Source organism: Clostridium chauvoei, assembly GCF_002327185.1.
Lineage (GTDB): Bacteria > Bacillota > Clostridia > Clostridiales > Clostridiaceae > Clostridium > Clostridium chauvoei.
Genome location: NZ_CP018624.1, coordinates 1476198 through 1502276 on the forward strand (window position 1 = coordinate 1476198; position 26079 = coordinate 1502276).

The 26079-nt window shown below is 27.3% G+C and carries 31 protein-coding genes, 1 tRNA gene and 1 riboswitch; of the genes, 12 read left to right on the forward strand and 20 right to left on the reverse strand.

The features are described from left to right. Positions 1-6: 6 nt before the first annotated feature. The 11 genes from cbiE to BTM21_RS06995 all read right to left on the reverse strand — a co-directional run bounded on the left by cbiE (position 7) and on the right by BTM21_RS06995 (position 8313). Positions 7-609, reverse strand: coding sequence for a precorrin-6y C5,15-methyltransferase (decarboxylating) subunit CbiE (cbiE, locus tag BTM21_RS06950; RefSeq protein ID WP_021875427.1), 603 nt, complete (start codon positions 607-609; stop codon positions 7-9). A 4-nt stretch (positions 610-613) separates the two neighbouring features. Next, a complete protein-coding gene (gene cbiD, locus BTM21_RS06955; RefSeq protein WP_021875426.1) occupies positions 614-1699 on the reverse strand; it encodes a cobalt-precorrin-5B (C(1))-methyltransferase CbiD in 1086 nt (361 codons plus the stop codon). Positions 1700-1706: 7 nt separating this feature from the next. Further along, on the reverse strand, positions 1707-2330 hold the full coding sequence (locus tag BTM21_RS06960; protein ID WP_021875425.1) for a precorrin-8X methylmutase: 624 nt from the start codon (positions 2328-2330) through the stop codon (positions 1707-1709). Between the two features lie 12 nt (positions 2331-2342). Continuing rightward, positions 2343-3629 (reverse strand): cobyrinic acid a,c-diamide synthase CobB, encoded by a 1287-nt coding sequence (locus tag BTM21_RS06965; RefSeq protein WP_079481285.1) that lies wholly within the window; start codon positions 3627-3629, stop codon positions 2343-2345. Next, positions 3598-4455: a sirohydrochlorin cobaltochelatase gene (locus tag BTM21_RS06970; protein WP_021875423.1), complete on the reverse strand. Its 858-nt coding sequence runs from the start codon at positions 4453-4455 to the stop codon at positions 3598-3600. The genes BTM21_RS06965 and BTM21_RS06970 overlap by 32 nt, the downstream gene beginning before the upstream one ends. Before the next feature lie 178 nt (positions 4456-4633). Beyond that, a riboswitch (cobalamin riboswitch) is annotated at positions 4634-4824 on the reverse strand. Positions 4825-4873: 49 nt separating this feature from the next. Continuing rightward, on the reverse strand, positions 4874-5206 hold the full coding sequence (locus BTM21_RS06975; protein WP_021875422.1) for a PTS lactose/cellobiose transporter subunit IIA: 333 nt from the start codon (positions 5204-5206) through the stop codon (positions 4874-4876). 53 nt (positions 5207-5259) lie between these two features. Beyond that, positions 5260-5412 carry a PadR family transcriptional regulator gene (locus BTM21_RS13670; RefSeq protein WP_131431612.1) on the reverse strand — a complete coding sequence of 51 codons (153 nt, stop codon included), beginning with the start codon at positions 5410-5412 and terminating at the stop codon, positions 5260-5262. Positions 5413-5528: 116 nt separating this feature from the next. Beyond that, a complete protein-coding gene (feoB, locus tag BTM21_RS06980; protein WP_021875420.1) occupies positions 5529-7538 on the reverse strand; it encodes a ferrous iron transport protein B in 2010 nt (669 codons plus the stop codon). A gap of 40 nt (positions 7539-7578) precedes the next feature. Continuing rightward, positions 7579-7797: a FeoA family protein gene (locus tag BTM21_RS06985; protein ID WP_021875419.1), complete on the reverse strand. Its 219-nt coding sequence runs from the start codon at positions 7795-7797 to the stop codon at positions 7579-7581. Positions 7798-7814: 17 nt separating this feature from the next. Beyond that, positions 7815-8036 (reverse strand): FeoA family protein, encoded by a 222-nt coding sequence (locus BTM21_RS06990; protein WP_021875418.1) that lies wholly within the window; start codon positions 8034-8036, stop codon positions 7815-7817. Between the two features lie 16 nt (positions 8037-8052). After that, a complete protein-coding gene (locus BTM21_RS06995; RefSeq protein WP_021875417.1) occupies positions 8053-8313 on the reverse strand; it encodes a hypothetical protein in 261 nt (86 codons plus the stop codon). A gap of 253 nt (positions 8314-8566) precedes the next feature. On the opposite strand from BTM21_RS06995, the gene BTM21_RS07000 reads away from it, so the two are divergent. Next, complete coding sequence (locus tag BTM21_RS07000; protein ID WP_021875416.1) at positions 8567-9361, forward strand: TIGR00266 family protein; 795 nt, start codon at positions 8567-8569, stop codon at positions 9359-9361. A 58-nt stretch (positions 9362-9419) separates the two neighbouring features. Here the strand turns inward: BTM21_RS07000 and BTM21_RS07005 are convergent, their stop codons facing one another. Continuing rightward, on the reverse strand, positions 9420-10193 hold the full coding sequence (locus tag BTM21_RS07005) for an endonuclease/exonuclease/phosphatase family protein (protein WP_079481284.1): 774 nt from the start codon (positions 10191-10193) through the stop codon (positions 9420-9422). A gap of 274 nt (positions 10194-10467) precedes the next feature. On the opposite strand from BTM21_RS07005, the gene pflB reads away from it, so the two are divergent. Next, positions 10468-12699 carry a formate C-acetyltransferase gene (gene pflB, locus BTM21_RS07010; RefSeq protein WP_021875414.1) on the forward strand — a complete coding sequence of 744 codons (2232 nt, stop codon included), beginning with the start codon at positions 10468-10470 and terminating at the stop codon, positions 12697-12699. Positions 12700-12794: 95 nt separating this feature from the next. Then, positions 12795-12941 (forward strand): hypothetical protein, encoded by a 147-nt coding sequence (locus tag BTM21_RS13675; protein WP_021875413.1) that lies wholly within the window; start codon positions 12795-12797, stop codon positions 12939-12941. A gap of 49 nt (positions 12942-12990) precedes the next feature. Here BTM21_RS13675 and BTM21_RS07015 read toward each other — a convergent pair whose 3' ends face one another. Continuing rightward, positions 12991-13188, reverse strand: coding sequence for a hypothetical protein (locus tag BTM21_RS07015; protein WP_021875412.1), 198 nt, complete (start codon positions 13186-13188; stop codon positions 12991-12993). 32 nt (positions 13189-13220) lie between these two features. Next, entirely contained in the window at positions 13221-14963 is a 1743-nt protein-coding gene (locus BTM21_RS07020; RefSeq protein WP_079481283.1) for a hypothetical protein, read from the reverse strand. Between the two features lie 130 nt (positions 14964-15093). Between BTM21_RS07020 and BTM21_RS07025 the strand changes: the two genes are divergently transcribed. Then, positions 15094-15954, forward strand: a complete 861-nt coding sequence (locus tag BTM21_RS07025) for a S66 family peptidase (RefSeq protein ID WP_021875410.1) — start codon at positions 15094-15096, stop codon at positions 15952-15954. A gap of 75 nt (positions 15955-16029) precedes the next feature. After that, the gene (locus BTM21_RS07030) at positions 16030-16497 is read left to right on the forward strand and encodes a hypothetical protein (RefSeq protein WP_096145387.1); all 468 of its coding nucleotides are present in this window, start codon (positions 16030-16032) and stop codon (positions 16495-16497) included. On the opposite strand, the gene BTM21_RS13925 is transcribed toward BTM21_RS07030, so the two are convergent. After that, entirely contained in the window at positions 16475-16633 is a 159-nt protein-coding gene (locus tag BTM21_RS13925; RefSeq protein WP_221255662.1) for a hypothetical protein, read from the reverse strand. The genes BTM21_RS07030 and BTM21_RS13925 overlap by 23 nt on opposite strands. Here BTM21_RS13925 and BTM21_RS14230 point away from each other — a divergent pair. Next, positions 16632-16976, forward strand: coding sequence for a hypothetical protein (locus BTM21_RS14230; RefSeq protein WP_375792606.1), 345 nt, complete (start codon positions 16632-16634; stop codon positions 16974-16976). The genes BTM21_RS13925 and BTM21_RS14230 overlap by 2 nt on opposite strands. A 53-nt stretch (positions 16977-17029) precedes the next feature. Here the strand turns inward: BTM21_RS14230 and BTM21_RS07035 are convergent, their stop codons facing one another. Beyond that, positions 17030-17611 carry a hypothetical protein gene (locus tag BTM21_RS07035; protein ID WP_021875408.1) on the reverse strand — a complete coding sequence of 194 codons (582 nt, stop codon included), beginning with the start codon at positions 17609-17611 and terminating at the stop codon, positions 17030-17032. Between the two features lie 188 nt (positions 17612-17799). Between BTM21_RS07035 and BTM21_RS07040 the strand changes: the two genes are divergently transcribed. From BTM21_RS07040 to BTM21_RS07060, 5 genes are all read left to right on the forward strand, one after another. Then, on the forward strand, positions 17800-18351 hold the full coding sequence (locus BTM21_RS07040; protein WP_021875407.1) for a hypothetical protein: 552 nt from the start codon (positions 17800-17802) through the stop codon (positions 18349-18351). Between the two features lie 23 nt (positions 18352-18374). Continuing rightward, positions 18375-18569 carry a hypothetical protein gene (locus BTM21_RS07045; RefSeq protein ID WP_079481282.1) on the forward strand — a complete coding sequence of 65 codons (195 nt, stop codon included), beginning with the start codon at positions 18375-18377 and terminating at the stop codon, positions 18567-18569. A 102-nt stretch (positions 18570-18671) separates the two neighbouring features. After that, the gene (locus BTM21_RS07050) at positions 18672-19793 is read left to right on the forward strand and encodes a bifunctional aspartate transaminase/aspartate 4-decarboxylase (RefSeq protein ID WP_278336960.1); all 1122 of its coding nucleotides are present in this window, start codon (positions 18672-18674) and stop codon (positions 19791-19793) included. Between the two features lie 135 nt (positions 19794-19928). Continuing rightward, positions 19929-21596, forward strand: a complete 1668-nt coding sequence (locus BTM21_RS07055) for a DUF2207 domain-containing protein (RefSeq protein WP_021875404.1) — start codon at positions 19929-19931, stop codon at positions 21594-21596. Positions 21597-21866: 270 nt separating this feature from the next. After that, positions 21867-21941: transfer RNA gene (locus tag BTM21_RS07060), tRNA-Glu, on the forward strand. A 63-nt stretch (positions 21942-22004) separates the two neighbouring features. Here BTM21_RS07060 and BTM21_RS07065 read toward each other — a convergent pair. Genes BTM21_RS07065 through BTM21_RS07075 form a run of 3 tightly spaced genes read right to left on the reverse strand, consistent with a single transcriptional unit; the run spans position 22005 to position 23744 of the window. Then, entirely contained in the window at positions 22005-22553 is a 549-nt protein-coding gene (locus BTM21_RS07065) for a hypothetical protein (RefSeq protein WP_021875403.1), read from the reverse strand. A 9-nt stretch (positions 22554-22562) separates the two neighbouring features. Next, entirely contained in the window at positions 22563-22901 is a 339-nt protein-coding gene (locus BTM21_RS07070; RefSeq protein ID WP_021875402.1) for a hypothetical protein, read from the reverse strand. A 54-nt stretch (positions 22902-22955) separates the two neighbouring features. After that, a complete protein-coding gene (locus BTM21_RS07075; RefSeq protein ID WP_079481280.1) occupies positions 22956-23744 on the reverse strand; it encodes an endonuclease/exonuclease/phosphatase family protein in 789 nt (262 codons plus the stop codon). A gap of 155 nt (positions 23745-23899) precedes the next feature. Here BTM21_RS07075 and BTM21_RS07080 point away from each other — a divergent pair, with 155 nt between their 5' ends. Beyond that, positions 23900-25030: a DUF4139 domain-containing protein gene (locus BTM21_RS07080; protein WP_021875400.1), complete on the forward strand. Its 1131-nt coding sequence runs from the start codon at positions 23900-23902 to the stop codon at positions 25028-25030. Positions 25031-25087: 57 nt separating this feature from the next. On the opposite strand, the gene BTM21_RS07085 is transcribed toward BTM21_RS07080, so the two are convergent. Next, complete coding sequence (locus BTM21_RS07085) at positions 25088-25963, reverse strand: TcaA 3rd/4th domain-containing protein (RefSeq protein ID WP_079481279.1); 876 nt, start codon at positions 25961-25963, stop codon at positions 25088-25090. Positions 25964-26079 lie beyond the last annotated feature (116 nt).

Here is a 26079-nt window from a genome sequence, read left to right on the forward strand (position 1 = left end):
CCTTTCTTAAAGCCTTTCAACTATAAATATTATTAAATCTCCAAACTCCTCCTCTAATAAAGAAGCTGGGAAATCATAAAAAATTCTTTCATCATCATAAGATAGATTCTCACCTACTATAACCTTTGATGATATATTATTTTCTATAAGTCTTTTACATAAAACCTTTGGCGTATTTATCTTATCTGTTAACCAAATAGACAAAGGATATTCTTTTACTTTTTTTATGAAGTCTTCTTCTCTTCCATGCAAGCTTCCTGTATATGCATTACTCCAACTTTTATTAATTTTGCAAGTTAAATATTGAAAGGAACTTATCCCTGGAATTATACTTAAATCCCCTTTATAATTCTTACCTATATATTCACTTATTCCATAAAAAGTTGGATCTCCTGAAGCTACAATAGAAATATCTTCTTTATTATTTATTTCTATAAAATCAATTATTTCTCTTAAAGTTTTCACTTTTATTTTTTTATTTTCTATGAAATTTAAAGAATCAATGGCTCTAGAAAAACCTAATATTATTTTACTTTTTTTCAAAATAGTTACTGCTTTAGGCATAATATATTCTTTATTTCCTGGCCCTAATCCAACTACATAAATCATATCTTTAATCTCCTAATGAATTGTATAAAATGTTATAATCTGAAAATCCATAATATATTAAAAGCTGTACTTCTAGTTCATTATAAGTATATCCCTCAGCTCTAGTTTTTATCTTCTTACCTATATTTTCATATAAAGCTTCATACCCTTTACCTAAAAATTTAACTGCACCTTCACTAGTTTTTTGTTTAAGAACTTCTTCTATTATAGATTTTTCTGCCCCTAGTAAAGTAAGCTCTAAAGCTAATACTTCTAGCCTTACATCACAAACTCTACTATGAGTATTAAAGCATCCATAAGCTATTTTACTTATCTTTCCTATATGACCAATTAATATAGCTTCTTTTATTTTTGCATTTACACAACACTCAAGAGCAAAGCCTACAAAGTTAGATATTATTACTATCTCTTCTTCCTTAAAGCCTTGTTCTAAAGCACACTTTTCACCTATATTCCCAAAAGTTAAAACTAATTTTTCTCTATTAATAGCCTTTTGGTTTATTTCAAGTTTAATTGAGTCCTTTAATGCATCTTCAGACATTGGATAAACTATTCCTCTAGTTCCTAAAATGGAAATTCCACCTTCTATTCCTAATCTAGGATTAAAGGTTTTTTTAGCTATTTCAACTCCTTTAGGTATAGATATAGTTACTTTAACCCCCTTATTATCTGGTAATACTAAGGATGTTTCCCTTTCTATCTCTGCTCTTGGAACTGGATTTATAGCTGGTTCTCCTTTTTTTACAAATAAACCATCTTTAGTTACTTTACCAATTCCTTCTCCAGCTATAAGTTTAAAACCCTCTTTTAACTTTTCAGCCTTTACAAAAACTTCTATTCCATTTGTAATATCACAATCATCTCCAGCATCCTTTATAACTGATACTGTTACAGAGTCTCTTTCTCTCTTTATAGAATTTATTTTTATATTTAAAGAAATCCCCTTTGGAGTATCTATTTCTATACATTCTAGAGTTTCATTGCTATATAACATAATAGTAGCTGCTTTAGATGCAGCTACTGCACAGGAACCTGTAGTATAGCCACATCTTAGTTTTTTAAAGCCACTTTCTATATAAAGGTCAGTCATTTAATCACTACCTTTCAACTACCATATACATAAGTGCATTTATAATAGAAGCCGCTACCGTACTTCCACCCTTTCTTCCTTTAACTCTTATATATGGAATATTAAGCTCTTCTAAGTTTTCCTTACTTTCACTTGCCCCAACAAATCCAACTGGTACTGCTACTATAAGCTTTGGGTTTGCCTTTTTTTCCTTTATTAACTCCTTAAGCTTAAATAATGCTGTAGGTGCATTTCCAAACACAAAAATGTCTACATTGTCTTCACATGCCTTTTCTACAGCTGCCATTGATCTTGTTATTTCTTTTTCTTTAGCTTCTTTATGAACTTCCTCTAAATTTACATAACATATAGCTTTACCCTTTAGTTTTTCTAAAGCTCTTTTATTAATTCCTGAAAGAGCCATATTTGTATCTGTATATATAATAGGATTCTTCTTTAATATTTTTTTTGCTTGTTCTATAGCATCCTTACTTATATCTAATAAATCCATATATTCAAAATCTGCTGTAGTATGGATAACTCTCTTAACTATTTTTAACTCATCCTTAGAAAAATTATGGTCCCCCATTTCACTACCTATAATATCAAAGCTAGTATTTTCTATTTCCATAGGATTTTTTATATAACTCATATTTACACCACCTTACTTTTCCAATAAATCTTTTAAAAATTCCATGTTAGAAAAGAAATGAATATGAGGATAACCTGCTAAAGTATTATTTTTATAATATCCGCACTCCCAAGTCTTAGTTTCTCCTGTATACATATCTTTTTTAACCTTATAAACTGTCTTTTCTTCTAAATTTACTTTTGATTTATGAAACTCATGACAATTTATTTTAAGACCTTTTGTTTCTACTCTTGCATAACCAAATCTATTTAATCTAGAAGTCATTTCACTTTCGCCTCTTAAAAAACCAACCATAGGTACACCATCTATTTTTTCTGTTAAATACATAAGTCCACCACATTCTGCATAGCATTTAACCCCTCTATCTAAGGCAGATTTTATACTATTTATCATTGATTTATTTTTACTTAAAGCATCTTTAAAAACTTCTGGATAACCTCCACCTAAATATATAAAATCTATATCTTTTTCTAATTCTTTATCTTTTAAAGGACTAAAATAAGTTACTTCTCCAGCTTCCTCTAATAACTCCAAGTTTTCCTTATAGTAAAATCTAAAAGCTTCATCATAAGCTACTGCTATCTTTAAATTTTTATTTTTAATATGAAAGTTATCTTCATACTTATTTATTTCTTTAAACTCATTAATTAATTCATCTAAATTTACATAGGTTTCTATTAAACTTGCACAAAGTTCTATTTTACTATTTAAATTATTTACTTCAACACTTTGAACTAATCCTAAATGTCTACTAGATAACTTCATATCATCATTTTTAGGTAGATACCCAAAAACCTTTAAGTTACAATTCACTTCTATACTTTTCTTTAAAAGATTATAATAACTCTCAGATATAGAATTTAATACAACTCCAACAATATTTGCTTTTTTAAAGTCTTTAATACCATTAAGCTCTGCACATAAAGTTGTACTTTGAGCTTTGGGCGTTATAACTAATAATATTGGAGCATTATCTAAAGTCTTTGATATGCTATAAGTAGAGCCCTCTTCTGTTATTCCCATTCCATCATAAAGCCCCATTGCCCCTTCTATTACAGCTATATCGCCTTTTCCTCTTGAAAATCCTGCTTTAACTCCGTCTTCTCCCATAAGATGCAAATCTAAATTTCTAGAACTTTGTCCTGTTATTTCAGTATGGAATCCTGTATCTATATAATCTGGACCAGTCTTAAAACCTTGAACTTTATATTTTCTATTTTTTAATGCTTTCATTAAACCTAAGGTAAAAGTAGTTTTACCTCCACCACTACAGTTGGATGAAATTATTATTGTTTTCATTTACTTTCCCCTTTTTAGTTTCGCCTGCACCTACATATCTGTTTTCTATAATATCTTCAATTCTCTTTATATATAACTTGTTAAACTTTTCTAATTCTCCTAAGCCTTTCATATGAAGCTTTACCTTAATTCCCTCTGCCTCTAGCATAGACTTCCAAGAATCCTCTTCATCAGATGCCATATCATTTATTGCATGATCTCCTGCAACTACCATAAGAGGCATTAAGGTAACTTCTTTAATATTTTTCTTTTTTATTCTGTTTAGTACTATATCAAAGGTTGGATATCCTTCTACAGTACCAACAAAAACATTATCATAACCATGATCTTGAAGCACTGATTGAAGACATCCATATACTGCATTAGCTGAATGAGCTGTTCCATGTCCAACCATTACTACTGCTTCCTTATTTTCAAACACTTCTTCTATAGTATTTATAAATATTGAATAATCTTGAGGTAAGTCTTCTATTCCTTGATAATAGAAGATTGGTCTTCCAAGCTTTATTGATTTAAATTTATTTATATAAGCTTCTTGAACGTTTTTAATATATTGAAACTCTTCCCCTGGAATAATATGTAGTGGCTGTATTATTACCTCTTCAAATCCACTTTTATATAATTTATCTAAAGCTTCCTCTGGAGTATCTATAAATATATTATTTTTTATCTTTAGTTTTTTTATAATTTTATGAGCTGTAAATGCTCTAAAAACTTCATAACCATCAAAATGATCTTTTATTTGATTTTCCGCCTTTTGGATTGATTTTTCTAATACTTCTAAATAACTCGTCCCAAAGCTTACTACTAATATTGCTTTTTTCATAAAATAAAATTCCTTTCAATTATCCAATTTAATTTTTAAATATAAAAAGCGCCCTCTTCTTGAGGACGCTTAAATTTTCTAACAAAAAACATAAGTAATAAACCATTAGTATCATAAATTAAGACTGTCTAAAGGCTAATTAATTATTGTCTATTTGCTAATTATCTTCCCACCGAAGGATAGCACAGAAATTTAGGCAGGTCTCCTGACTTAAGCTTCATCCTCCTCTCCTCCTTCCCAACTAAAAGTCAGTGGATATTTTAGAGATTTGTCTGCTTTTACAGTAGCGGGGGCTGTAGTGGGTTTTCACCACTTTCCCTTTTAATCTTAAAAGATTTCGCCTTCAAGAACCTAAAATCTACAATATTTAATTACATTAATTATACAGTATTAGTTATATCATTGCAATAAATGAAATTTATTTAAAATTCTTTTCTATTTTTTCTATTCTCTCATATAAACTTATGAACTCATCAGCTAATTGTTGAAAATTCATAGCATTCATTAAATGATCTTGTGCATGAACTAATAATACGTTCATTTCCACCTTTTCTCCTGAAGCTTCTTTTGTTATAAGCTTTGTTTGAAATTCATGTGCCTTATGCATTTCTTCCCTAGATTTTTTAATTAAATTTTTAGCTCCTTCAAAATTTCCTTCTTTTGCTTTACTTATTGCATCAAAAGCAAGACCTTTTGCTTCCCCTGCATTTGCTATTAATCCAAAGGATACTTCCATTAATTCTTCATTCATATTTCAAGCCTCCTAAATATCAGAATAATTTGATATTTCTATATTATTTTCTTCTAATAATTTTTTTTAATACTATCACTAGCATGATTAACATTATTACTTTTTTCTTTTATAGTTTTTGCTATTTCGTATCCATATGAATCTTTAATAGGTAGGGTTGAAAGTATTAATATATTGATGATACCTTTTAATAATTCTTTACTCATTAACACTCTTCCACTACATGGTATTACTATACATATAGTAACATATTGTTTAATATAATAATATAAATTCAAACATAAAAATAAGCCATAGATTACTCTATGACTCATTTTTTATACTATTGGAAACCTAATAAGCTACCTATTTGATAGACTACAGTAGCTGCTACTAAGCCTACTAAAAAAGTATATACTGCAGTAAATAGTGTCCACTTCCATGAGTTTGTTTCTCTTTTTATGGCTCCCAAGGCAACTAAACAAGGTGTATATAAAAGGGACATTACCATAAATGCCATGGCACTAAGAGGTGTGAATACTGTTTGTACAGCGCTTACTAATACTGGCCCTTCAGATATTCCTGAATATATTAAGCCCATTGTACCAACAACAGTTTCCTTTGCAAGAATACCTGTTATCAATGATACTGAAGCTTGCCATGTTCCAAAGCCTGCATATTTAAACAATGGTGCTATAGAAGTTCCTATCATACCTAATAATGTATTTTCACTATATTGTTCTGAGCCTAATGGGAATGTAGATAATACCCAAAGAATTATCATTACTGGTAATATTACAACTCCTGCTCTTTTTATAAATGCTCCTGCTTTATCCCACATAAGCATTAGAATATTTTTAAGTGAAGGAACTCTATAACTAGGTAATTCCATTACAAAATGTGAAGGATCACCTTTAAATATTGTTTTACTAAATATCTTTCCTGCAATTAATGCAATTATTAAACCTGTTACATATAATTCAAATAATATTAAGGCTTGATAACTGTCAAAGAATGCTGATATAAATACTGCGTATATTGGTAATCTAGCTCCACAGGATATAAATGGATTTATAAGTATTGCTATCATTCTATCTTTTTTATTATCAAGAGTTCTTGTTGCCATAATACCTGGTACGTTACAACCTATACTTACAAGCATTGATACGAATGTTTTACCATGAAGTCCTATAGATCTCATAACTCTATCCATAACATAAGCTGCTCTTGCCATATAACCACTATCTTCAAGTACTCCTATTAAGAAATACATTACCATTATAAGCGGAAGAAATGCTACAACAGCGGCAACTCCAGCAAAAAGTGCATCTCCAACAAAACTAAGTAAAAGATCTGGAGCGCCAGATGTTTCTAAAAAAGCAACTGTCTTTTCCCCTAAATCAGCTATAAGTACATCTGTCCAATCTTGAATTCCAGCTCCTACAGTAAAGGTAATTTGGTATAAGATTAGCATAACTATAGCAAAAATAGGTAATCCTAAGAATTTATTCGTTATTACTTTATCAATTTTATCTGTTAAAGTAGTAGTATTCTCTGATTTTTTAACTATAGTTCTACTAACTATTTCAGTAATTTTTTCATATCTTTTATCTACTATGGCTATTTCTGCTTCAAAGCCAATTTTATCTTCTATGGTTGCGGCAGTTTCATCAACTATTTTAGTAAAGCCATTTATATTCTCTTCACTTATTAACTTCTTTATATAGCTATCATTTTCTAATAATTTTATAGCCAACCATCTTTCTTCATATCCTAAAGTGTTTTTATTATTTTTTAAAACTTCCTCTAGAATAGATATATGCTTTTCAAGATCATCCCCATAATTTATTTCTTGGCTTGTACTTTTAATATTATCACTTATAGCAGCTTCTATTAACTCATTAATACCTTCACTTTTTAAAGCTACTGTTGGAATCACTGTTATTCCTAATTCCTTAGATAATTTTTTAATATCTATAGATATACCTTTATTTTGTGCTTCATCCATCATATTTACAGCAAGAATTACTTTTGTATTCATTTCTAAAAGCTGTAAAGTCATATAAAGATTTCTTTCTAAATTTGTAGCATCTACTACGTTAATTACTACATCTGGCTTTTCATTAATTATGTAGTTTCTTGCAATTATTTCATCCTCTGAATATGCACCTAAACTATAAGTTCCTGGTAAATCTACCACCTTATATTCTTTTTTATTATATTTTAAAGTCCCCTCTTTTTTTTCAACTGTTACTCCTGGCCAGTTTCCTACATGCTGCCTTGTTTTAGTTAAAATATTAAATATACTTGTTTTACCGCAGTTTGGATTTCCTGCTAATGCAATAGTCTTCATTTTATCCCCCTACTTCTAAATTAATTATCATTATCAATAATTATTCTCTAACCATTATTTTACCTGCTAAACTATTATCTAGTGCAAATCTACTTTCTCCAATTGAAATAATAATGCATTTGCCATCATTTTTTACAACTGTTACTTTATTTCCTGATACCAAGCCAATTTCTCTCATTCTTTTAGCAAATTCTTCTGATAATGCTAATTTAATAATTTTTACTGATTCTCCCTCTTTAACAAACTTTATTGGAATCATCTTTACCTCCTAGCTTATTATTCAACGAATATAGCACTGGCTTCATTTTTTCTTAAGGTTAATTTATATCCTCTAACCAAAATTTCTATTGGATCTCCCATAGGCGCTTTTCCTGTAACCTTAATTGTTACCCCTGGTGTAATTCCCATATCAAGAAGTCTTCTTCTAACCGTGCTTTCTTTTGCAATTCTCTTAGCCGTTACTTCTTCTCCTATTTTTACCTTTTCTAAAGTACTCATTTAACTACCCCTTTCTTTAACATTTTTCTATAATTTTATAACCTTTATCAGTTATATTCCAATTCACTATTGGATTTAACTTTTTACCTACACAACCACAACTACAAGTTTTACAGGCCTCAAGACTACATTCATCTTGTTTTTTTAAATATCCCATTCTTATTAATTGTTTTTTATATTCATCTACTATAATTTCACTAATCCCTAATTTATCTGCAACAAATCTACTTGAAAAATTTCCATATTTAAAATAAATTTTCAATACCTTTGCTAACATATTTTCCCTCCCCCCAGACTTCTATATCATAATAATCTAATTGATATTAATTTTCAATCCCAAGAATCACCGATGCTTCTACTTGTTGATAATGATATTCATTTTTTCTCTATTTTCCTTAAATTTACTCAGTTTTCAATAAATATTTAATATAGGTATATATTTTAGTAAATTTATCGTTAAAATATTACTATTATTACTTTATTAACATTAAAATAATGTATATACTATTAATATAAGGAGGGATTTATTTATGAATTCACATGAAATAGACTTTGAGCTTTTCGGCGATGATATGCAATTTGTAGAAATTGAACTTGATCCTAAAGAAACTGTCATTGCTGAAGCAGGTGCAATGATGATGATGGATAATGATATTTCAATGGAAACTATCTTTGGAGATGGAAATTCTAAAAATAGCGGTATACTAGGGAAATTAGGCTCTGCTGCTAAAAGAGTTTTAACTGGTGAAAGTTTATTCTTAACTGCTTTTACTAATACAGGAGCTTTTAAAGAAAAAGTAGCTTTCGCTTCTCCTTATCCTGGAAAAATAATTCCTATAGACTTATCATCTTATAGTGGAAAAATAATTTGTCAAAAGGATGCGTTTCTTTGTGCTGCTAAAGGTGTTAATATTGGAATTGATTTTAAAAGAAAGCTAGGAACTGGCTTTTTTGGGGGTGAAGGCTTTATTCTTCAAAAGCTTGAAGGAGATGGGCTTGCTTTTATTCATGCAGGAGGAACTATTGTAAAGAAAACTTTATCTCCTGGTCAAAAATTAAAAATCGATACTGGATGTCTTGTTGCTATGACTAAAGACATTAATTATGACATACAATTTGTTGGTGGAATTAAAAATACTCTTTTTGGTGGTGAAGGGTTATTCTTTGCTACTTTATCAGGCCCTGGAGAAGTATGGATTCAAAGCCTACCATTTAGCAGATTAGCATCAAAAGTATTTGCTGCTGCTCCTGTAACTGGAGGTTCTTCTAAGGATGAAGGAAGTATTTTAGGCCCTATTGCAAATATATTTGAAAATACATTCTAAACTAATAAAAAACACAGCAATAGTTGTGTTTTTTATTAGTTATCTTAAATTTAAAAAATTAAATCTGTAGTTCTGCTATAAGAGGGTAATGATCCGAAGGATATTTACCCTCTTTGTTATACTCTACTATACTAGTATCTTTTACATTAAATTCTTCAGATGTAAATATATAATCTATATGATATCCCTTTTTATTTCCTTTGAATTTACTCATTGTAGATACTCCATATATATCCTTTTTAAATTCTTGAACAGCTGTTAACTTCTTTGAAGTATAGTCACCTTTTAAAAATTTTTTAATTAAATCACTATTAGGATTTGCATTAAAATCTCCCATTAAAATAACAGGAAATCCATCCTTATCATATTGCTTTTCTATATACTCCCCTATTTTTTTTAATCCATATTCTCTTGCTTTAGGAAGTAAACAATCTAAATGAGTGTTGTATACTCTTATAATTTTATTATTATTTAACTTTATAGCAGCTGTTGTACATATACGTGGATACATTGAATACCATACTGAAGTCCCGACTTCTTCTGGTTTATTTGATAACCAAAAAGTGTTATGTTCTAATATCTGATGCTTTTTAGATACTAATAAATCATTTCTCTCTACAAATAATTTTTGAGCTCTTGGTCTTCCCACTATATTATAATTCTCTATATTTTTACTTATATCCTTAAGCATTTTTTCAGTTAATTCTTGAACACCTATTATGTCACATTGATATTTATTTATAACTTCATAAACTATATATCGTCTATTTTTCCATCTATTATTTATATCTAAAATAAAGTCAGTCCTTAAATTAAAGGTCATCACTTTCATAGAAATCTCCTTTTTAATATATAATTCTTTTTTATTAAAATAATATTATGCCAATTTTAACATAAAAATACCCTTGTATGTCTATAGTAAATAAATGTAATACTAGATAAATTTTCACTTACTTTCAATATTTAATATTATTTTTGCTATTTTTTATTAATTTTTCAAAATTGCTATTGCATTCTTTTTAAAATAATGTTATATTTTTAACATGATAATAATTATTAATTAATAACTGTTTTGTTATAAAATATTTTTTTAAGAGGTTGATATAATGAGAAATGAATGGATGCACTTTAACGGTGGAAATTGGACAAAAAATATAGACGTAAGAGACTTTATTCAAAACAACTACAAACCATACGAAGGAGATTCTACTTTCTTAGAAGGTGCTACTGAAGCTACTACTAAGTTATGGGATGAAGTAAGCGAATTATTTAAACAAGAAAGAGAAAATGGTGGCGTATTAGATGTTGATACAAAAACTGTATCAGGAATAAACGAATATGCTCCAGGATATATAGATAAAGCTTTAGAAAAAATAGTTGGTGTTCAAACTGATGCTCCACTTAAGAGAGCTGTTATGCCTCAAGGTGGAATTAGAATGGCAGAAAATGCTGCTAAATCATATGGATATGAAGTTGACCCATCTATATCTACAATCTTCTCTAAATATAGAAAAACTCATAACCAAGGTGTATTCGATGCTTACACTGATGAAATGAAAATTGCTAGAAAATATGGTATAGTAACTGGTCTTCCAGATGCTTATGGTAGAGGAAGAATTATAGGTGACTATAGAAGAGTTGCTCTATATGGTATAGATAGATTAATTGAAGATAAAATGGCTCAAAAGAAAAGTTTAGAAGTAAACTGCATAGATGAAGACATTATAAGATTAAGAGAAGAAATCTCAGATCAAATTGTTGCTTTAAAAGAATTAAAAGGATTAGCTGCTACTTATGGACTTGATATATCAAATCCTGCAACTAATGCTAAAGAAGCTGTACAATGGTTATACTTTGCATACCTTGGATCAATAAAACAACAAAATGGTGCTGCAATGTCTCTTGGTAGAACTTCAACATTCTTAGATATATATATAGAAAGAGATTTACAATCTGGTGCTATAACTGAAATAGAAGCTCAAGAATTAGTAGACCATTTTGTAATGAAATTAAGACTTGTTAAGTTCTTAAGAACTCCAGAATACAATGATTTATTCTCAGGAGATCCAACTTGGGTAACTGAATCAATTGCTGGTATGGGATTAGATGGTAGAGCTTTAGTTACTAAAAACTCATTTAGAATACTAAACACTCTTTATACTTTAGGACCTTCACCAGAACCTAATCTAACAGTTTTATGGTCAACTAAATTACCTCAAGGATTTAAGGATTTCTGTTCTAAGGTTTCAATTGATACAAGCTCAGTTCAATATGAAAATGATGATTTAATGAAACCTTATTGGGGAGATGACTATGCTATAGCTTGCTGTGTATCTGCTATGAGAGTTGGTAAGCAAATGCAATTCTTCGGAGCTAGAGTTAACTTAGCTAAAACATTACTTTACACTATAAACGGTGGTAAAGATGAAAAATCAGGTGTTCAAGTAGGACCTAAGCTTGCTCCTATAACTAGTGAATACTTAAGCTATGAAGAAGTTATGGATAAATTCGAAGTAATGACAGATTGGTTAGCTAATCTTTATGTAAATACATTAAACGTAATTCACTATATGCACGATAAATACTCATATGAAAGCTTACAAATGGCTTTACATGATAGAGATGTATTTAGAACAATGGCATGTGGTATCGCTGGACTTTCTGTATGTGCAGACTCACTTTCAGCAATTAAATATGCTAAAGTTAAGCCTATAAGAAATGAAGAAGGAATTGCTATCGACTTTGAAGTTGAAGGAGATTATCCAAAGTACGGTAACGATGATGATAGAGTTGATGATATCGCTATATTCTTAGTTGAAAACATGATGAAGAAGATCAGAAAGAACAAGACTTATAGAAATGCATACCACACTCAATCAGTATTAACAATAACATCAAATGTTGTTTATGGTAAGAAGACAGGAACTACTCCTGATGGAAGAAAAGCTGGAGAACCATTTGCTCCAGGAGCTAACCCAATGCATGGAAGAGATAATAGTGGTTCACTTGCATCACTAAACTCAGTTGCTAAATTACCATATGAAGAATCACAAGATGGTATTTCAAATACATTCTCAATTATTCCAGATGCTCTAGGTAAGACTGCTGAAGATAGAATTACAAACTTAAGCGCTCTTATGGATGGATACTTTGGAAATAATGCTCATCACTTAAATGTAAATGTATTTGATAGAGAAACTTTATTAGATGCTATGGAACGTCCAGAATTATATCCTCAATTAACTATAAGAGTTTCAGGTTATGCTGTAAACTTCATTAAGTTAACTAGAGAACAACAATTAGACGTTATAAATAGAACATTCCATAAGAAAATGTAATTTTTAAAAGTCATTTGAGATTAATTTCTCAAATGACTTTTTTAGTATATGAAAATTTATTGGGGGAAAAATGATATTAAAGGAGGTGTTTTATTATGAATAAAAAGAATAAAACTGTAACTCACGAATTAGTATCAGATGAAAAAGGTACTTACGTAAGTGAAGTGCAGAATTTTAATAAACCTGAAGATTATGAAGATGCCTTTAAGAATTACTATCCAAGAAATGATTTAAAATCTTAATAAATTTCTTCAAAATAAAATACACCTTAACATGAGGTGTATTTTAAATTTATTCTTCATATAAATTATCTTCTATTATTTTATTAGCTATAAGACCTATATTTACTTCTCTTATATCCATATAAACATCTATAACTCTGTCTACTAATGTAACTTCTACATACTCTACTTTTTCACCATTCTCATCAGTATAAGTTATTATATCATAAGTTATTATATCCTCTTTTAATTGTTTTTTTGTAATCATCAAATTTCCTCCTATATGTTGTTATTTTAAACTTATGCACACCCTAAAGGATTTCCACAATAAATACAAATCCCCTTTTCTAGAGCATAAGTCATATCTTCAGTAATTATTTTTCCACATTTACATATTATCTGTTTTCCCTCTTCAACTCTATAGCTATTCATTATATCTGATATTCTAAAAATATATCTTCTCACCTTATTATTTATTACTTCTTGATTCAAAACAAGTTCTATTTTTTTAGATGGGTTTTTAGCATCAAAAATCTCTGAATACATAGAGGTAACATCACAGCAATATATATTAAGCTTAGGTTTTCCTACTTCTTTTCCTTGAACATTTGCTTTTCTTAAATGAATAAGCCTATAGTATATAAGCTCATTAAATTCTATATCATTAATAAAATTTGAATTTTCTACGCTATCTTCAATAGAAAAGTGTGTACAATTTGTACTTGAAACATATTTCTGAACTTCTATCCATAACTTACTTGTATATTTAGATTTAGAAGCTTGCAAATTATTTTCCTTCTCTACCCCAAGTTTTTTTATCGCCTTTGCAATATGTCTTGTCAAATGTAGCCTTTCAAATTCTTTTCCTGCAAAAAAATCTTCTTTATAAAAATCAAAGGCATAGTTTAGTATTATCCCAAAATCTCTCGTATTTCCCATAGAAGCTTTTATTATTCTATCTAAATTATCATTTGTAACTAATGAATCTATATTAAATTTTGTTTTTCCAAATATACTTTCTATCCTTTTATTGGCTAAACCTCTAAAATAGCTTACACATAAATACCTATCCTCTTCATAGATATACTTTAGATCTAAATCCTTACATGTAGGCATATCTGTAGTTTGCTCAAGAACTCCTAAAGTTCCTCTTGACTTAACATAAGCTATCCAATGAAATATAGGTGATATACTTAAAGCTTTTATTATATTAGATAAAATTAATATATTATCCTCGGATATAGAACTCCATTCATCATAGAAAAATACTATAGATTCTAGCTCTAAAAGCTCCTTAAACTCTATTATATAATTTTTTATAATATTTATATCTATTAAGCTATACAACTCTCTATCATCTATAGATTCCCTTGTAGCTTTACTAGAGGCTTTTAACGCCTTTTTAATGCCTAAAAGTCCCTTATCTAGCTTTCCTTCTATTTCTGAATTTAAGCTATCTTCTTCCCCTTCTGTTACTTTAATTCTACCTATTAAAGATAAGAATTCCCTATCCCCTTCTTTTATTATATCTTCAACTTCTAGATACTTTTTTTGAAATTCACTTATTTTACTTTTCTTTGTTAAATTAAAATAATCTAAAATCCTACTTAGTTTATTTTCTTCATCATTAATAAATAAAGTATCTAATTGTTTCTTAAGTTCTCTTAAAATTACCCATAAATAATATCTTTCAGCAGATATATTTAAATTTTCAATAATATTATGTTCTTTTAAGCTTATATATACACAAAAGCTTTTTTTATTTGAATTTATAGTCTCCCTAGCTAATAACATTAAATGAGATTTTCCTGTTCCCCTTGAACCTGATATTAATCCATTAGTTATAATTGCTTTATTTGCTATAGTTTCAATATCTTTTGTTACATCAAAATTAATAGCCTTTAGTTTTTCTATTCTTTCTTTTGATTTATATAGTGTAGCTACATCAAAATCAGCTCTTAGATCTTCAAATACAATATCCATCTTTTCTCTAAAAGCTTTTCCATAATGCATATTCTTTTTTAAGCTTTTCTTTATATCCATAAGCCTATCTCCCATAAATATATATACTTATATTTATATTATACTTCATAACCTCTTATTGTTATATAATAAAAGTTATAAAACTCCTCATAATAAATATAAAGTAATATAAAAGGAAAGTTATAAAATTATGAAAATATTATTAAACTCAGGTGATACAGTAGGTATAATAGCCTGCTCTAATGGAATAGACAAAAACATGGAGGAAAAACTTAAAGCTTTAGAAGAGAAATTAAAAAAACTTAACTTAAATATCCTATATGCTAAAACTTTATATAAAAAATTCTCAGTTTTTAATGGCTCTTCAAAAGAAAGAGCTGATGAACTAATGAAATTATTTTTAAACCCTAATGTAAAAGCTATTTTTGATATATCTGGTGGGGATTTAGCTAATGGTGTTTTAAGCTATTTAGACTTTGATAAAATAAAAGCTAACCCTAAAGCCTTTTTTGGTTATAGCGATTTATCAGTATTATTAAATGGAATTTATACAAAAACATCTATGAAAACATATCATTATCAATTAAGAAATTTAGTTTCTGAATATGGCTCAAAACAACTTTTAGATTTTAAAAATTCTTTATTTAAAGGAAATAAAGATTTATTTAATTTTCATTATAATTTTATACAACAAAATTCTATGGAAGGTGTATTAGTAGGTGGTAATATTAGATGTCTACTAAAGCTTGCTGGAACTAGCTATATGCCAAACTTTAGTGATAAAATTCTATTTCTTGAAAGCTTAAGTGGTGATGTTGCTAAAATGACTACTTTTTTAACTCAATATAACCAACTTGGAATTTTTAAAGAAATTAAAGGCTTACTTCTTGGTAGCTTTACTGAAATGGAAAATAAAAACTACTCTCCTTCTATTATAGAGTTAGTTAAAAATATAGTTAATGACCCAAATCTCCCTATTGCTAAAACTAATGAAATAGGTCATAGCCCTAATTCTAAAGCTTTAATAATAGGTGATTTTATAAAATTATAAAATATAATTTAAGTCATATTTTCCTTAAAATTAAATATGTTAAAGTAGAAGTATTATCTTAAGGTGGTTTTATTTTTGAGTATAGTTTCTTTAGATAGCAACCTATTTAACTTTAAATCTAATTTTTCTTTTACTTTAGATCTCTTTACTGAATTAATAGATTTAAATATTAAAATATTAAGTATGTTTTTTAAAATAAATGATAAAAATTCTATATTTGTTTATGGAGAATATGAAATCTTAACTTTAATTCTTGAAACTTCTAATGAGCATAATACGTATAATGTAAAAAATATTAAAGCTTCCTTTATAAATTCTTTTAAATATCCTAAGATATCGAGCTTTAAAATTTACGATTTAAACTCAATAGATGTTAAAGGTAGCTTTATAAGCCCTTTAAATTTAGATTTTACAACTAATATAGATAACCAAGGTAAAAAAACTATTGAAGGTTTTGTTACTTCAAAATTAAAAATTAATTTTTATATAGATAAAAAAGATACTCAAAAAGAATTATCTCTTATAAAAAAACTACTGCTATAGAAACTTTAGTTGTAGTTGGATTTGGAGAAGGTAATTTACTTGTTACAAATGAATTAGATTTATTTAATAACTCCCCTGCTATTTTTAAAATTATTTCTAATTCTAATGAAATTAAAATAGAAAAAGCTATTTGCATAGGTGAAGTAGTTCTTATTGATGGTTATATAAATTTTAGCTTTCAATATGCTTCTCTAGAAAAATATCAACTCTCTTCAACTTTAGGAGCTGTTTACTTTTTAAATTATAAATGCCCTTTTTCTATATCAATAGATATTAAAACTATTAATAATAATACTATATTACCTACAGATACTTGCTCTCTTATAAAGGCTACTTCTGAAAATGAAATAATTAATTTAGCTGATGAAAAAGAGGTTTATAATAATTTATTTGTTTATAAAAAAATCATCACCAAAACCTTAATTAAAATTAAGCTTGCAGTTATTAGAAATGAAGCTATTAAAATTAATACTTATTAAGTTAAAAAGATGGGCCTAAAAATAGGCTCATCTTTTTAATTTAATAAAATAAATTATTCTTCACAGAAAGGATGTGGGTGTGGATGATGATGTTCTTCTTCAGTTTCAACTTCTAAATGTTCCCATCTTACAACTTTAAATGTCATTCTAATAGCCATTTTTTCTCTAATTTTTGTTGTTTTTTGATCATCTACATTTCCAGAGGCATCTGTATAATGAGCTATTGGATCATCAACTTCTCCTAATATCTTAGCTTCAACTAATTCTACAAAGTCTGTATCTGGATCAAATTTAACACATTTATCTATAGGAGTTACTTCAACTAATCCATTAAATGGTCTCTTAATAGTGATGTGATTCATTTCACCTATTACTGTGTCATTTTCTCCATCACCAGTACCTGTTTCCTTAGCTTTATACATAATGTTTTTGTGAATATAACCATCAAATATTACAACACTACCTTCTTTAGTAACTTTTGCATCTTTAAGTTCGAACCAACTCTTAATAGTTTCTATCATAAATATAGCTGGTGCTGGTGCTAGTGGATTTGTTAAATCTATATCGTATTCTTGATAAATATTACCCATTCCTTGAGCAATTATTACTTTTGTTTGTATAAGTTTCTTAGCCATAACTTTTCTCCTTTTTAATAAATTTTTCTTAATTTTTTTATAATATATATTATGTTTTAAAATTATATTGGTGTATAACTTTCTAAAAAATCTGTAGATTTATATACTTTTAATATGTAACCATTATTATCCTTTCAACATAGAATGCATTATGTTTTAATTTCAATAATTTTACAGGAGGATTTTTAATGAGTTACTATTCTAAAGGGAAATACCCTAATGATATGGATAATCATTTTGATGATGAAGAATATGGAATGTGTGAAAAAAGTGAGAAAATAGAAAGACCTGAAAAATGTGAATCCCTTGAAAAAGCTAATTTTTGTGATTTTGATAAACCAGTTTTTGAAAAGGAGTCTAAGAAAGATAGACAAGTTTGTAATTTTGAAGCTGTAAAAACTATTTCTTTTAGACCTTGTGATATAAAAGAAAAAGAAAATATTACTTTAAATATAGATTGTACTGGTCGTATATTAACTTTAAATGTTTTTCTTAAGGATGTTTGTATTAATAATACTGTTTTAGTTGGTATATTACTTTGTGATAAAAATGAAGATAAAATAATAGGTTTTAAAGTAAAAAAAGAAACTGTTCCACAAGGAAAATGTGATGAGTCTACTTGTAGAGACTTCTATATGGGAAAATTCACCTTTATAGTTCCTGAAGAAGAATTATGTTCTAGTAGAAAATTAAAAGTTAAAGTAATAGCTCAATATACAGATATAGATTTATGTAAGTAATTAATTATTGAAAGGTGTTTATAATGAATAATAATGCACAAAATGACTTTAAATACATTTACTCTAATACAAATGATTGCATAGATATTAACAAAAAAGAAAAAACACCTAATATAAACTTTGATGCTCTATTTGATGATAATTGTCAAGAGTTTTATATTGACTTTAAGTCCTGCGAAATAAATAAAACACTAAAAATAACTTTAGTGGATATATAAAATTTCACTACAAAGTTAACTTAAATAAAGTTAATTTTGTAGTGATTTTTTACTACTTTTAAATTAAAGAATATCTACTTCTAAACTGCATATTATAAGTTTATTGATTATGGAGTTAGTAAAAAAGGATTTGAAGCAGATGCCTTTATTTATGAACTAGCTGATGGTATTATTGGTGATAACTATCCATTTCCCGATAGAATGCTTACACATATAGAAAAGATAGTTCACGATTATTTAGTTCAAGAAATGTGTTATAATAATCCACCTTCTGGAAAATTTAATATATTTGCTGTTGAAGGTGCCACTGCTGCTATGTGCTATATTTTTGACACTTTAAACTCTAATAATCTTTTAAAAAGTAAAGATAAAATAGCTTTAATGGTTCCTATTTTCACACCATATCTTGAAATACCCCATCTTCCAAGATATGATTTAGATGTAGTTTATATTTTAGCAAATGAATATTCAGACGATGGAACTCATACTTGGCAGTATCCAAAAAGAGAATTAGAAAAATTAAAAGATTCTTCTATTAAAGCCTTATTTATAGTAAACCCTAGTAACCCACCTTCTGTAGCTATAAATAAAGAAGGTAGAGAAAATCTAGTTTCTATAATAAAAAATTACAATAAAGACTTAATGATTATATCTGATGATGTTTATGGTACCTTTGTTAATGGATTTAGATCCCTTATAGCTGATTTACCTTATAATACTATTGGAGTTTATTCACTTTCAAAATACTTTGGAGTTACTGGTTGCTTTAAATCATACCGCTGGACTTTCTACTCCTCAACAAGTACAAATGGCATTTTTTGTGCCTTCTCTTTATTAGATAAAGAAAATATATATAAGAATTTAACTATAGATATATGTCATAAACGTAGAAAACTTTTATTTAATGGGTTGGGTTTACCTTTTAAAGATAATCCTAATGATGCTGCTTACTACACTGAATTTGATTTATTAGAATGGGCAACCAATTATTATGGTGATGCCTTCTGTAATTATCTTCAAATCAACTATAAACTTGTTGATATTTTATATAGGTTAGCTGAAGAATCTTCAATAGTTCTATTAAGTGGTGGAGGTTTCCAAGGCCCTGAATGGTCCATTAGAATATCTCTTGCTAATCTTAATGATGAAGCCTATTCAACTATAGGAGAAGTTCTACATAAGATTCTCAATGAATTTGTTATAGATTGGAAAAATTCTTTATAAAAATAAGGGATTAGCTTATGGCTAATTCCTTATTTTTCTTTTATAAATACTTGATTTCCTTAAAATTACTGTGAATTACTTCTCTATAATGATATAATTATCCTGTACATACAAAATTTCAAGGAGTTGAAGAATGTGAAAAAGCTACTTACAGTATTAACCTTTCTTTTCATATTTGCATTTCCTACTGTTATTTCAGCATCTACAAAAGAATATACTATCGATAAATTAAATGTTCAAGCTGAAATACTTTCTAACGGCGATGTAAATGTTATCGAAGCTATTGGTTATAACTTTTCTGGTGATTTTAAGGGGATTTATCGTCATTTAAAATTAGACGGTACACCAGAATACGAAATTTCTGAAGTTTACGCTTTAGACAAAAACGGCAATAAGCAAATTTTAACTGAGGGCTATAATCAAACTAACTATACTTATGAAGTAAATAACAATGGAGACTATAAAGAAATTAAGATTTTTTGTCCTAGCTCTAATGAAGAAAAAACCTTTTTCTTTAAATATACAATTAAAGAAGCTGCAAAAAAATATACTGATTTAGGTGAACTTTACTGGAATTTCTATACAGTTGAAGATGTTCCTAGTATTAAAGAAGGTTCCCTTGCACTTTCATTAAAAGATAGTTCTTTTAATGCTTCTGATTTTAATTACAAGGTTTTTGGAGATGGAGATTTTGAAACTAACTATGATGATAATTCTGTTTCAATAAATTTTAAAAATCTCACTTCCTTAATAGGAATACAGTTAGACTTTCAAAAAGATTTTCTTTCCTCTGCTTCTGAAATAAATATGACTACTAAAGAAGCAGCTGAAAAATTACCTTCTCTATCTGATGATGATACTAAACCAGTACTTTTTATAGTATTATTTATTATTCTTGGTATAGGAATTATTTTCCTTGGTTTATTTATTAATAATAAAAAATTCAAAAGAGAATTATCTAAATATAGGAGTAAGTTCACATTTTTACCTAACGAAATATATGTAGAAGCTCCTAAGGTTATCTCTCCTGCTCTTGTTAACTTATTAATAAATGAAAAATTAGTTTCTAAAAACATGCTTACTCCAACACTTTTTTATTTAGTTAAAAAAGGTTATTATACAATTTCAGAAACTACTTATTATCCTAAAAAGAATTCTAAAAAGTCAAAGGAAGATTTAATATTTACTAGAGTTTTATCAAAGGGATTCCCTAAAGAAAATCATTTAATATTCCTTATTGATTGGTTTTCTAAATATGAAGTTAATAATAGCTTCTCTTTACAGGGAATAAAAAATAAACTTAAATTCGAAGAAGAATCATTAAACTTTATAAATAAGCTTAATGAGTGGATTGTAGAGGTTGAAGAAGATGCTGAATCTTATCATTTCTTCACCACTATATGTGGAAAAAAAGTTCTTAGAAATAAATATTATAATGAGCAATTAAAATGGCTTTCATACAAAAACTATTTACTTAATCTAAACATAGAAAATTCTACTGCTAATAAAGATTTAACCAAAATAGATGAACCTTTAATTTATGCAGAAGCTTTAGATATTGATTATAAATCTATAAAATCTCTTATAGATATTATATCAGATGAGTCAAAAGTACATTCAGATTCTATTTCTGAATCATCTTATTTATATTGTAATAATTATTTCCTTTATACTTTATTAGTTAATGATATAAACGGAAATGCTCATTCAAATTTAAATAACTCAACAGATTCTAGTTTTAGTGGCTTTTCTAGCGGTTCTAACTTCACTGGTGGTGGTGGAGGAGGTTCAGGAGCCTTCTAAAAATTTATAACAAAAAGGAAGTTAATTACAACTTCCTTTTTTTGTTATTAATATCACTATTAGAAACTTTTCTATAAATCATATTATTAAAATCCAAGAATTCGTTACTTAATTTTAAAAAACTATTAAAATTAACTTTCTTTTACTTTAATTAATTTTGAATCCATATTTTAAAACTTAATTTTTAACAATATTTAACTATGGTATTGAAATGTAAATTTCCATATGTTATCATAAATACATAAGGTTTGAAACACACCTTTATATTATGACTTGTTGGTCAAGAGGTTAAGACGTCACCCTCTCACGGTGAAATCAGGGGTTCGATTCCCCTACAGGTTACCAAAATAACTAGTTATAAAAGGACTCTTTATTATTAATTTAATAGAGAGTCCTTTAACTTATTAATTATAAAATATCCATTCTCATACCTTCTACTTCAATTACCCTTTTTCCAATAGAACTATAAACAACTGTTACCATATCCCTTTCGCTTATGTAACAAATATCCCTAGTTTTAACTTTTATTTCTCTTTTATTCTCATAATCTGTTATATACGCTGTATAATAAATTACTCCTTTTCTTTCATAACTATTAATAGCTGTACATAATCCTGTGGTTTTTGTATAAAGTCCCAATACAATATCAATTATATATAAAATATCAGATAAGAAAACAATAATTATAAAACTGCTTAATATAATATTTCCTTTGCAACTTAATATCCATATCAACATAAAAATCCAATTAAACACTCTAATTCCCTTTAGCCTTTTCTTAAAAGGAACATATACATGAGGATAAATACATATTTTCATTCTCCATAATATACTACTTTGAGTTTCTTCTGATCCTGGAAAGTCGTATGCTTTTCTCCATCTCATTTGTATATCATTTAACTCTAAAGAATAAATTTTTCTTTTAAGAATGCAAATAAATATATAAGTTATTTCCATAATTATAGCTCATAATATTATTTTTCCATTTCTAACAGCAAACAAAGTAAAAGCTATATATCCAATAAAAATAATATTTAATAATTTAAAACTTAACATCTTCTTATTTATTTCATATAGTTTTTCTTCAGTTACTTCTATTTTATAGTTTGCAAATGTCCCTATTGCCATTGCTATTAATGGTAAACTCACCATAATAATACTGCTTTCAATATCAACTAAATGCACTAAGCTATTATATATTCCATTTCTAATAAAAAAATATGATATATTCCCAGCTATACACCAAGCTATAGTTGATATTCCTATAAATATTATTCCTTCTAAATTCTTTTTATCCGACCCCATATTAAATTTCTCCTCTCATTTATGTCAAAATTTATCTAGTCTCTAGCAAAAAATTTAATTTTCTATATTTAAATTAGCAGTAACTGCATAATGATCTGAAGGATATCCACCATTTATAAGTCTGTCATCTATATTTATTTTATTACAACTAATTTCTTTAGAGAATAAAATATAATCTATTATACCTCCTGAATAACCACCTTTGAAATCATGAAAAGTACCCTTTATATTATGACTAACTTCATTATAAGAGTTTTTAATATTAAAATTTTCATTATTATAACTTCTTATTATCTTGAATAAATTCTCTTCCATATAACTATTAAAATCTCCTGTTATAATAAAAGGAAGCTTGTCTTTATCATACTTTTCCTTAGCAAAGTCTAATATAACCTTAATTCCTTCTTCCCTTGCTAAGTCACTAGCATTATCTAGATGAGTGTTATATATTCTAAAAATATTTCCATATTGCTTTTCTTTAAAAACTCCCCAAGTACAAATTCTTTTGCAGCCACTCTTCCAACTTATACTTCCTTTTATATTAGGAGTTTCAGATAACCAAAATTGACCGTTTTCTATAAGCTCTAATGCTTCACGCTTATAAAATATTGCATTAAACTCTCCCTCTTCATTACCTTCTCTACCTTCTCCAAACCAAGAATATTCTTCTAATAACTCATTAATATCTTTAAGCATGTGTATAAGTCCTTCTTGAGTTCCAAAACATATAGGGTTATTTTCTTTAATTACTGTTACAATTCTTTTTGCTCTGTCTTCCCATCTATTTTCCTTATCATCTGTAAAATCATACTTTAAATTAAATGTCATAAAATTATTTTTCATAAATTCCAACCCCATTCCAAATAGTATTCTCATATTAATTATATATTAAGTAATACGCACTCTCAATTGTATTAATTGTAAAAACATTAGAAATTTTTCACTATATATTTTTTATAATCTATACTGTAATATAACAATTTTAATTGAGGAGTTTTATGTTTATAAAATCTTATAATAGTCAAACCAAAGAACTTACTTTAAGCATCTATAATAATGATGTGGCTTTAATAAATGAAGTTAGAGATATATCTAAAGCAAAATTAAATAGCACTATTGAATACTCTGATATAAGTAAACTTATTTATGAAAATTCAGTAATAATTCAAGGTGCTGAAGTTTCTCAAATTAATTTTAACTATAAATGTTATAATGATAATAACTCCAAAAATAAAGAAACTATTTGTAGTAAATGCTTAAATACCTTTATAGATGCTATTACTATAGAAGCCAAAAGTATAAATTCTACTGATATTAGATTATATTATTTATCAGGTGGTATTAAATGGACTAGTAGCTATACACTTATATTAAAAAGTCAAAAATTAGATTTAGAAGCTTGGATTAATATTTCAAATAAATCTGGTATATCTTATAATCATGCAAATTTAAAATGTATAGCTGGAGATGTTAATATAAGTTCTTCTACCTCTACTCCCTATTCTAAAACCTCTTATGTAGCTTCTTCTTCAAGTGAAAATACATCCTTAGAAAATCTGGAGGACTATTATATTTATAATTTAAAGGGACTTTATAACCTTGAAAATAATTCCACTAAAAGAATTAAAAGTTTTCTAGCTGAAGATATTAGCTATTCTACCTTATATGACTTTGGATATTATAATAATAGTGCAGATATATTAATTGAATTTGAAAATACACAAAGTAATAATTTAGGAACTCCCATGCCTTCTGGAGTTATAAATGTTTATACTACTTCTGGTAAAACCTTAGCTTTTTTAGGAAGTGACAGTATAAAAAATACTTCTATAGATGAAAACTTAAGTTTGAATATAGGAAAGGCCTTTGATATTACTTGTGAACGGAAAATTATAGATTATCAAAAATATGACACCTACGAATTTAAAGAAATTGAGCTTATAATTAGTAATGCTAAAAATGAAGAAGTTCCAATAAAAATTTGTTATCCTATTTTTGCTCCTTGGGAAAGTACTTCCTCTACTGAAAATTATTCTAAAGATAATAATGGTAATCCTTGTTTTATGGTTAATGTTAGTGCTAATGATAAAAAAAGTATATTCTTTACCTACAAAGTAAAGATTTCTTAAAAATATATAAGACAGTAAGAAACTCCCTTTCCCCTATCTTTCTTACTGTCTTTTTTCTTAACTATTTTTTAGCTCTCCAAAATATATATAATCATTATCTCCAACTACTTCTTCATCTGTAATAACTTCTTTTCCATCTACCATCATTTTTAATTGTACTTTTGTATCTTTATTTACTGGTGATAAAATTTTATTTATTTCTTTAACAGTTTTTCCTGTATCTTTCCCATTAACTATAATTTCAGCTGTTTCTAAATGAGTATATAAAATTACCTTTTTTATATCTTTGAACATAGTATAATTACTTCTATCATTAAATTTTTTTATTCTGTCTATAGTTACCTTGTCTTGTGTTTCTATATAATCTGTTGAATATTTTGCACTTATATCATACTTACCTGGCATAAGTGGTCCAAACTCTTGAGTTTCATCTTTATTTATAGTGCATTGCTTTTTATCATTAATAAAAATTTCAGTATTATTTATTTTTGAAGATACCTTTATAAAAATTGGATTTATAATTACTTTATGTTTTCCAAGTAATCTACTAAAACCTGTTTCTTTATCTAAATAAATTGGATTTTCTCTTTTATTTCTTAAATTCTTATTGTTTAAACTATTACAAATTGAAGTTAACTCATCTTTATTTTCTTTAAAATAATTTATTAATACCTTTACATTTTCATCGTTAACTTCTACTCTCTTATCATAAACCTTAATTACATTCTTTACTCCCTCTACATCTTCATTAACCATAGCTGCTCTAAAATCTTCTACTATTTTTTCTGGTGGATAAACTACCTTTTGAATTACTTTTAAAGTTGTAAAAACAACTATCACGCCAAGAATTATTGCTAATAATATTTGTAAATTAGTTTTTGGCTCCTTTTTTATTTCTTTAAGTTCCCTTACTCTTGATAGATTATTATTCATCATTATCCCCCATTTCTCTTTTAGTTTTATATTTTACTTATTTAATATTATAATAACACATTTTCAATATAATCCCAATTAAGGATTTATTTTAATTAAATTTAAAATTATGTTAT

Excerpts from the sequence above, each read along its gene's own strand:
- cbiE (WP_021875427.1), bottom strand. The coding sequence starts at position 609 with ATGATTTATGTAGTTGGATTAGGGCCAGGAAATAAAGAATATATTATG.
- cbiD (WP_021875426.1), bottom strand. The coding sequence starts at position 1,699 with ATGACTGACCTTTATATAGAAAGTGGCTTTAAAAAACTAAGATGTGGC.
- BTM21_RS06960 (WP_021875425.1), bottom strand. The coding sequence starts at position 2,330 with ATGAGTTATATAAAAAATCCTATGGAAATAGAAAATACTAGCTTTGAT.
- BTM21_RS06965 (WP_079481285.1), bottom strand. The coding sequence starts at position 3,629 with ATGAAAACAATAATAATTTCATCCAACTGTAGTGGTGGAGGTAAAACT.
- BTM21_RS06970 (WP_021875423.1), bottom strand. The coding sequence starts at position 4,455 with ATGAAAAAAGCAATATTAGTAGTAAGCTTTGGGACGAGTTATTTAGAA.
- BTM21_RS06975 (WP_021875422.1), bottom strand. The coding sequence starts at position 5,206 with ATGAATGAAGAATTAATGGAAGTATCCTTTGGATTAATAGCAAATGCA.
- BTM21_RS13670 (WP_131431612.1), bottom strand. The coding sequence starts at position 5,412 with ATGAGTAAAGAATTATTAAAAGGTATCATCAATATATTAATACTTTCA.
- feoB (WP_021875420.1), bottom strand. The coding sequence starts at position 7,538 with ATGAAGACTATTGCATTAGCAGGAAATCCAAACTGCGGTAAAACAAGT.
- BTM21_RS06985 (WP_021875419.1), bottom strand. The coding sequence starts at position 7,797 with ATGATTCCAATAAAGTTTGTTAAAGAGGGAGAATCAGTAAAAATTATT.
- BTM21_RS06990 (WP_021875418.1), bottom strand. The coding sequence starts at position 8,036 with ATGAGTACTTTAGAAAAGGTAAAAATAGGAGAAGAAGTAACGGCTAAG.
- BTM21_RS06995 (WP_021875417.1), bottom strand. The coding sequence starts at position 8,313 with ATGTTAGCAAAGGTATTGAAAATTTATTTTAAATATGGAAATTTTTCA.
- BTM21_RS07000 (WP_021875416.1), top strand. The coding sequence starts at position 8,567 with ATGAATTCACATGAAATAGACTTTGAGCTTTTCGGCGATGATATGCAA.
- BTM21_RS07005 (WP_079481284.1), bottom strand. The coding sequence starts at position 10,193 with ATGAAAGTGATGACCTTTAATTTAAGGACTGACTTTATTTTAGATATA.
- pflB (WP_021875414.1), top strand. The coding sequence starts at position 10,468 with ATGAGAAATGAATGGATGCACTTTAACGGTGGAAATTGGACAAAAAAT.
- BTM21_RS13675 (WP_021875413.1), top strand. The coding sequence starts at position 12,795 with ATGAATAAAAAGAATAAAACTGTAACTCACGAATTAGTATCAGATGAA.
- BTM21_RS07015 (WP_021875412.1), bottom strand. The coding sequence starts at position 13,188 with ATGATTACAAAAAAACAATTAAAAGAGGATATAATAACTTATGATATA.
- BTM21_RS07020 (WP_079481283.1), bottom strand. The coding sequence starts at position 14,963 with ATGGATATAAAGAAAAGCTTAAAAAAGAATATGCATTATGGAAAAGCT.
- BTM21_RS07025 (WP_021875410.1), top strand. The coding sequence starts at position 15,094 with ATGAAAATATTATTAAACTCAGGTGATACAGTAGGTATAATAGCCTGC.
- BTM21_RS13925 (WP_221255662.1), bottom strand. The coding sequence starts at position 16,633 with ATGCAAATAGCTTTTTCTATTTTAATTTCATTAGAATTAGAAATAATT.
- BTM21_RS07035 (WP_021875408.1), bottom strand. The coding sequence starts at position 17,611 with ATGGCTAAGAAACTTATACAAACAAAAGTAATAATTGCTCAAGGAATG.
- BTM21_RS07040 (WP_021875407.1), top strand. The coding sequence starts at position 17,800 with ATGAGTTACTATTCTAAAGGGAAATACCCTAATGATATGGATAATCAT.
- BTM21_RS07045 (WP_079481282.1), top strand. The coding sequence starts at position 18,375 with ATGAATAATAATGCACAAAATGACTTTAAATACATTTACTCTAATACA.
- BTM21_RS07065 (WP_021875403.1), bottom strand. The coding sequence starts at position 22,553 with ATGGAAATAACTTATATATTTATTTGCATTCTTAAAAGAAAAATTTAT.
- BTM21_RS07070 (WP_021875402.1), bottom strand. The coding sequence starts at position 22,901 with ATGGGGTCGGATAAAAAGAATTTAGAAGGAATAATATTTATAGGAATA.
- BTM21_RS07075 (WP_079481280.1), bottom strand. The coding sequence starts at position 23,744 with ATGAAAAATAATTTTATGACATTTAATTTAAAGTATGATTTTACAGAT.
- BTM21_RS07080 (WP_021875400.1), top strand. The coding sequence starts at position 23,900 with ATGTTTATAAAATCTTATAATAGTCAAACCAAAGAACTTACTTTAAGC.
- BTM21_RS07085 (WP_079481279.1), bottom strand. The coding sequence starts at position 25,963 with ATGAATAATAATCTATCAAGAGTAAGGGAACTTAAAGAAATAAAAAAG.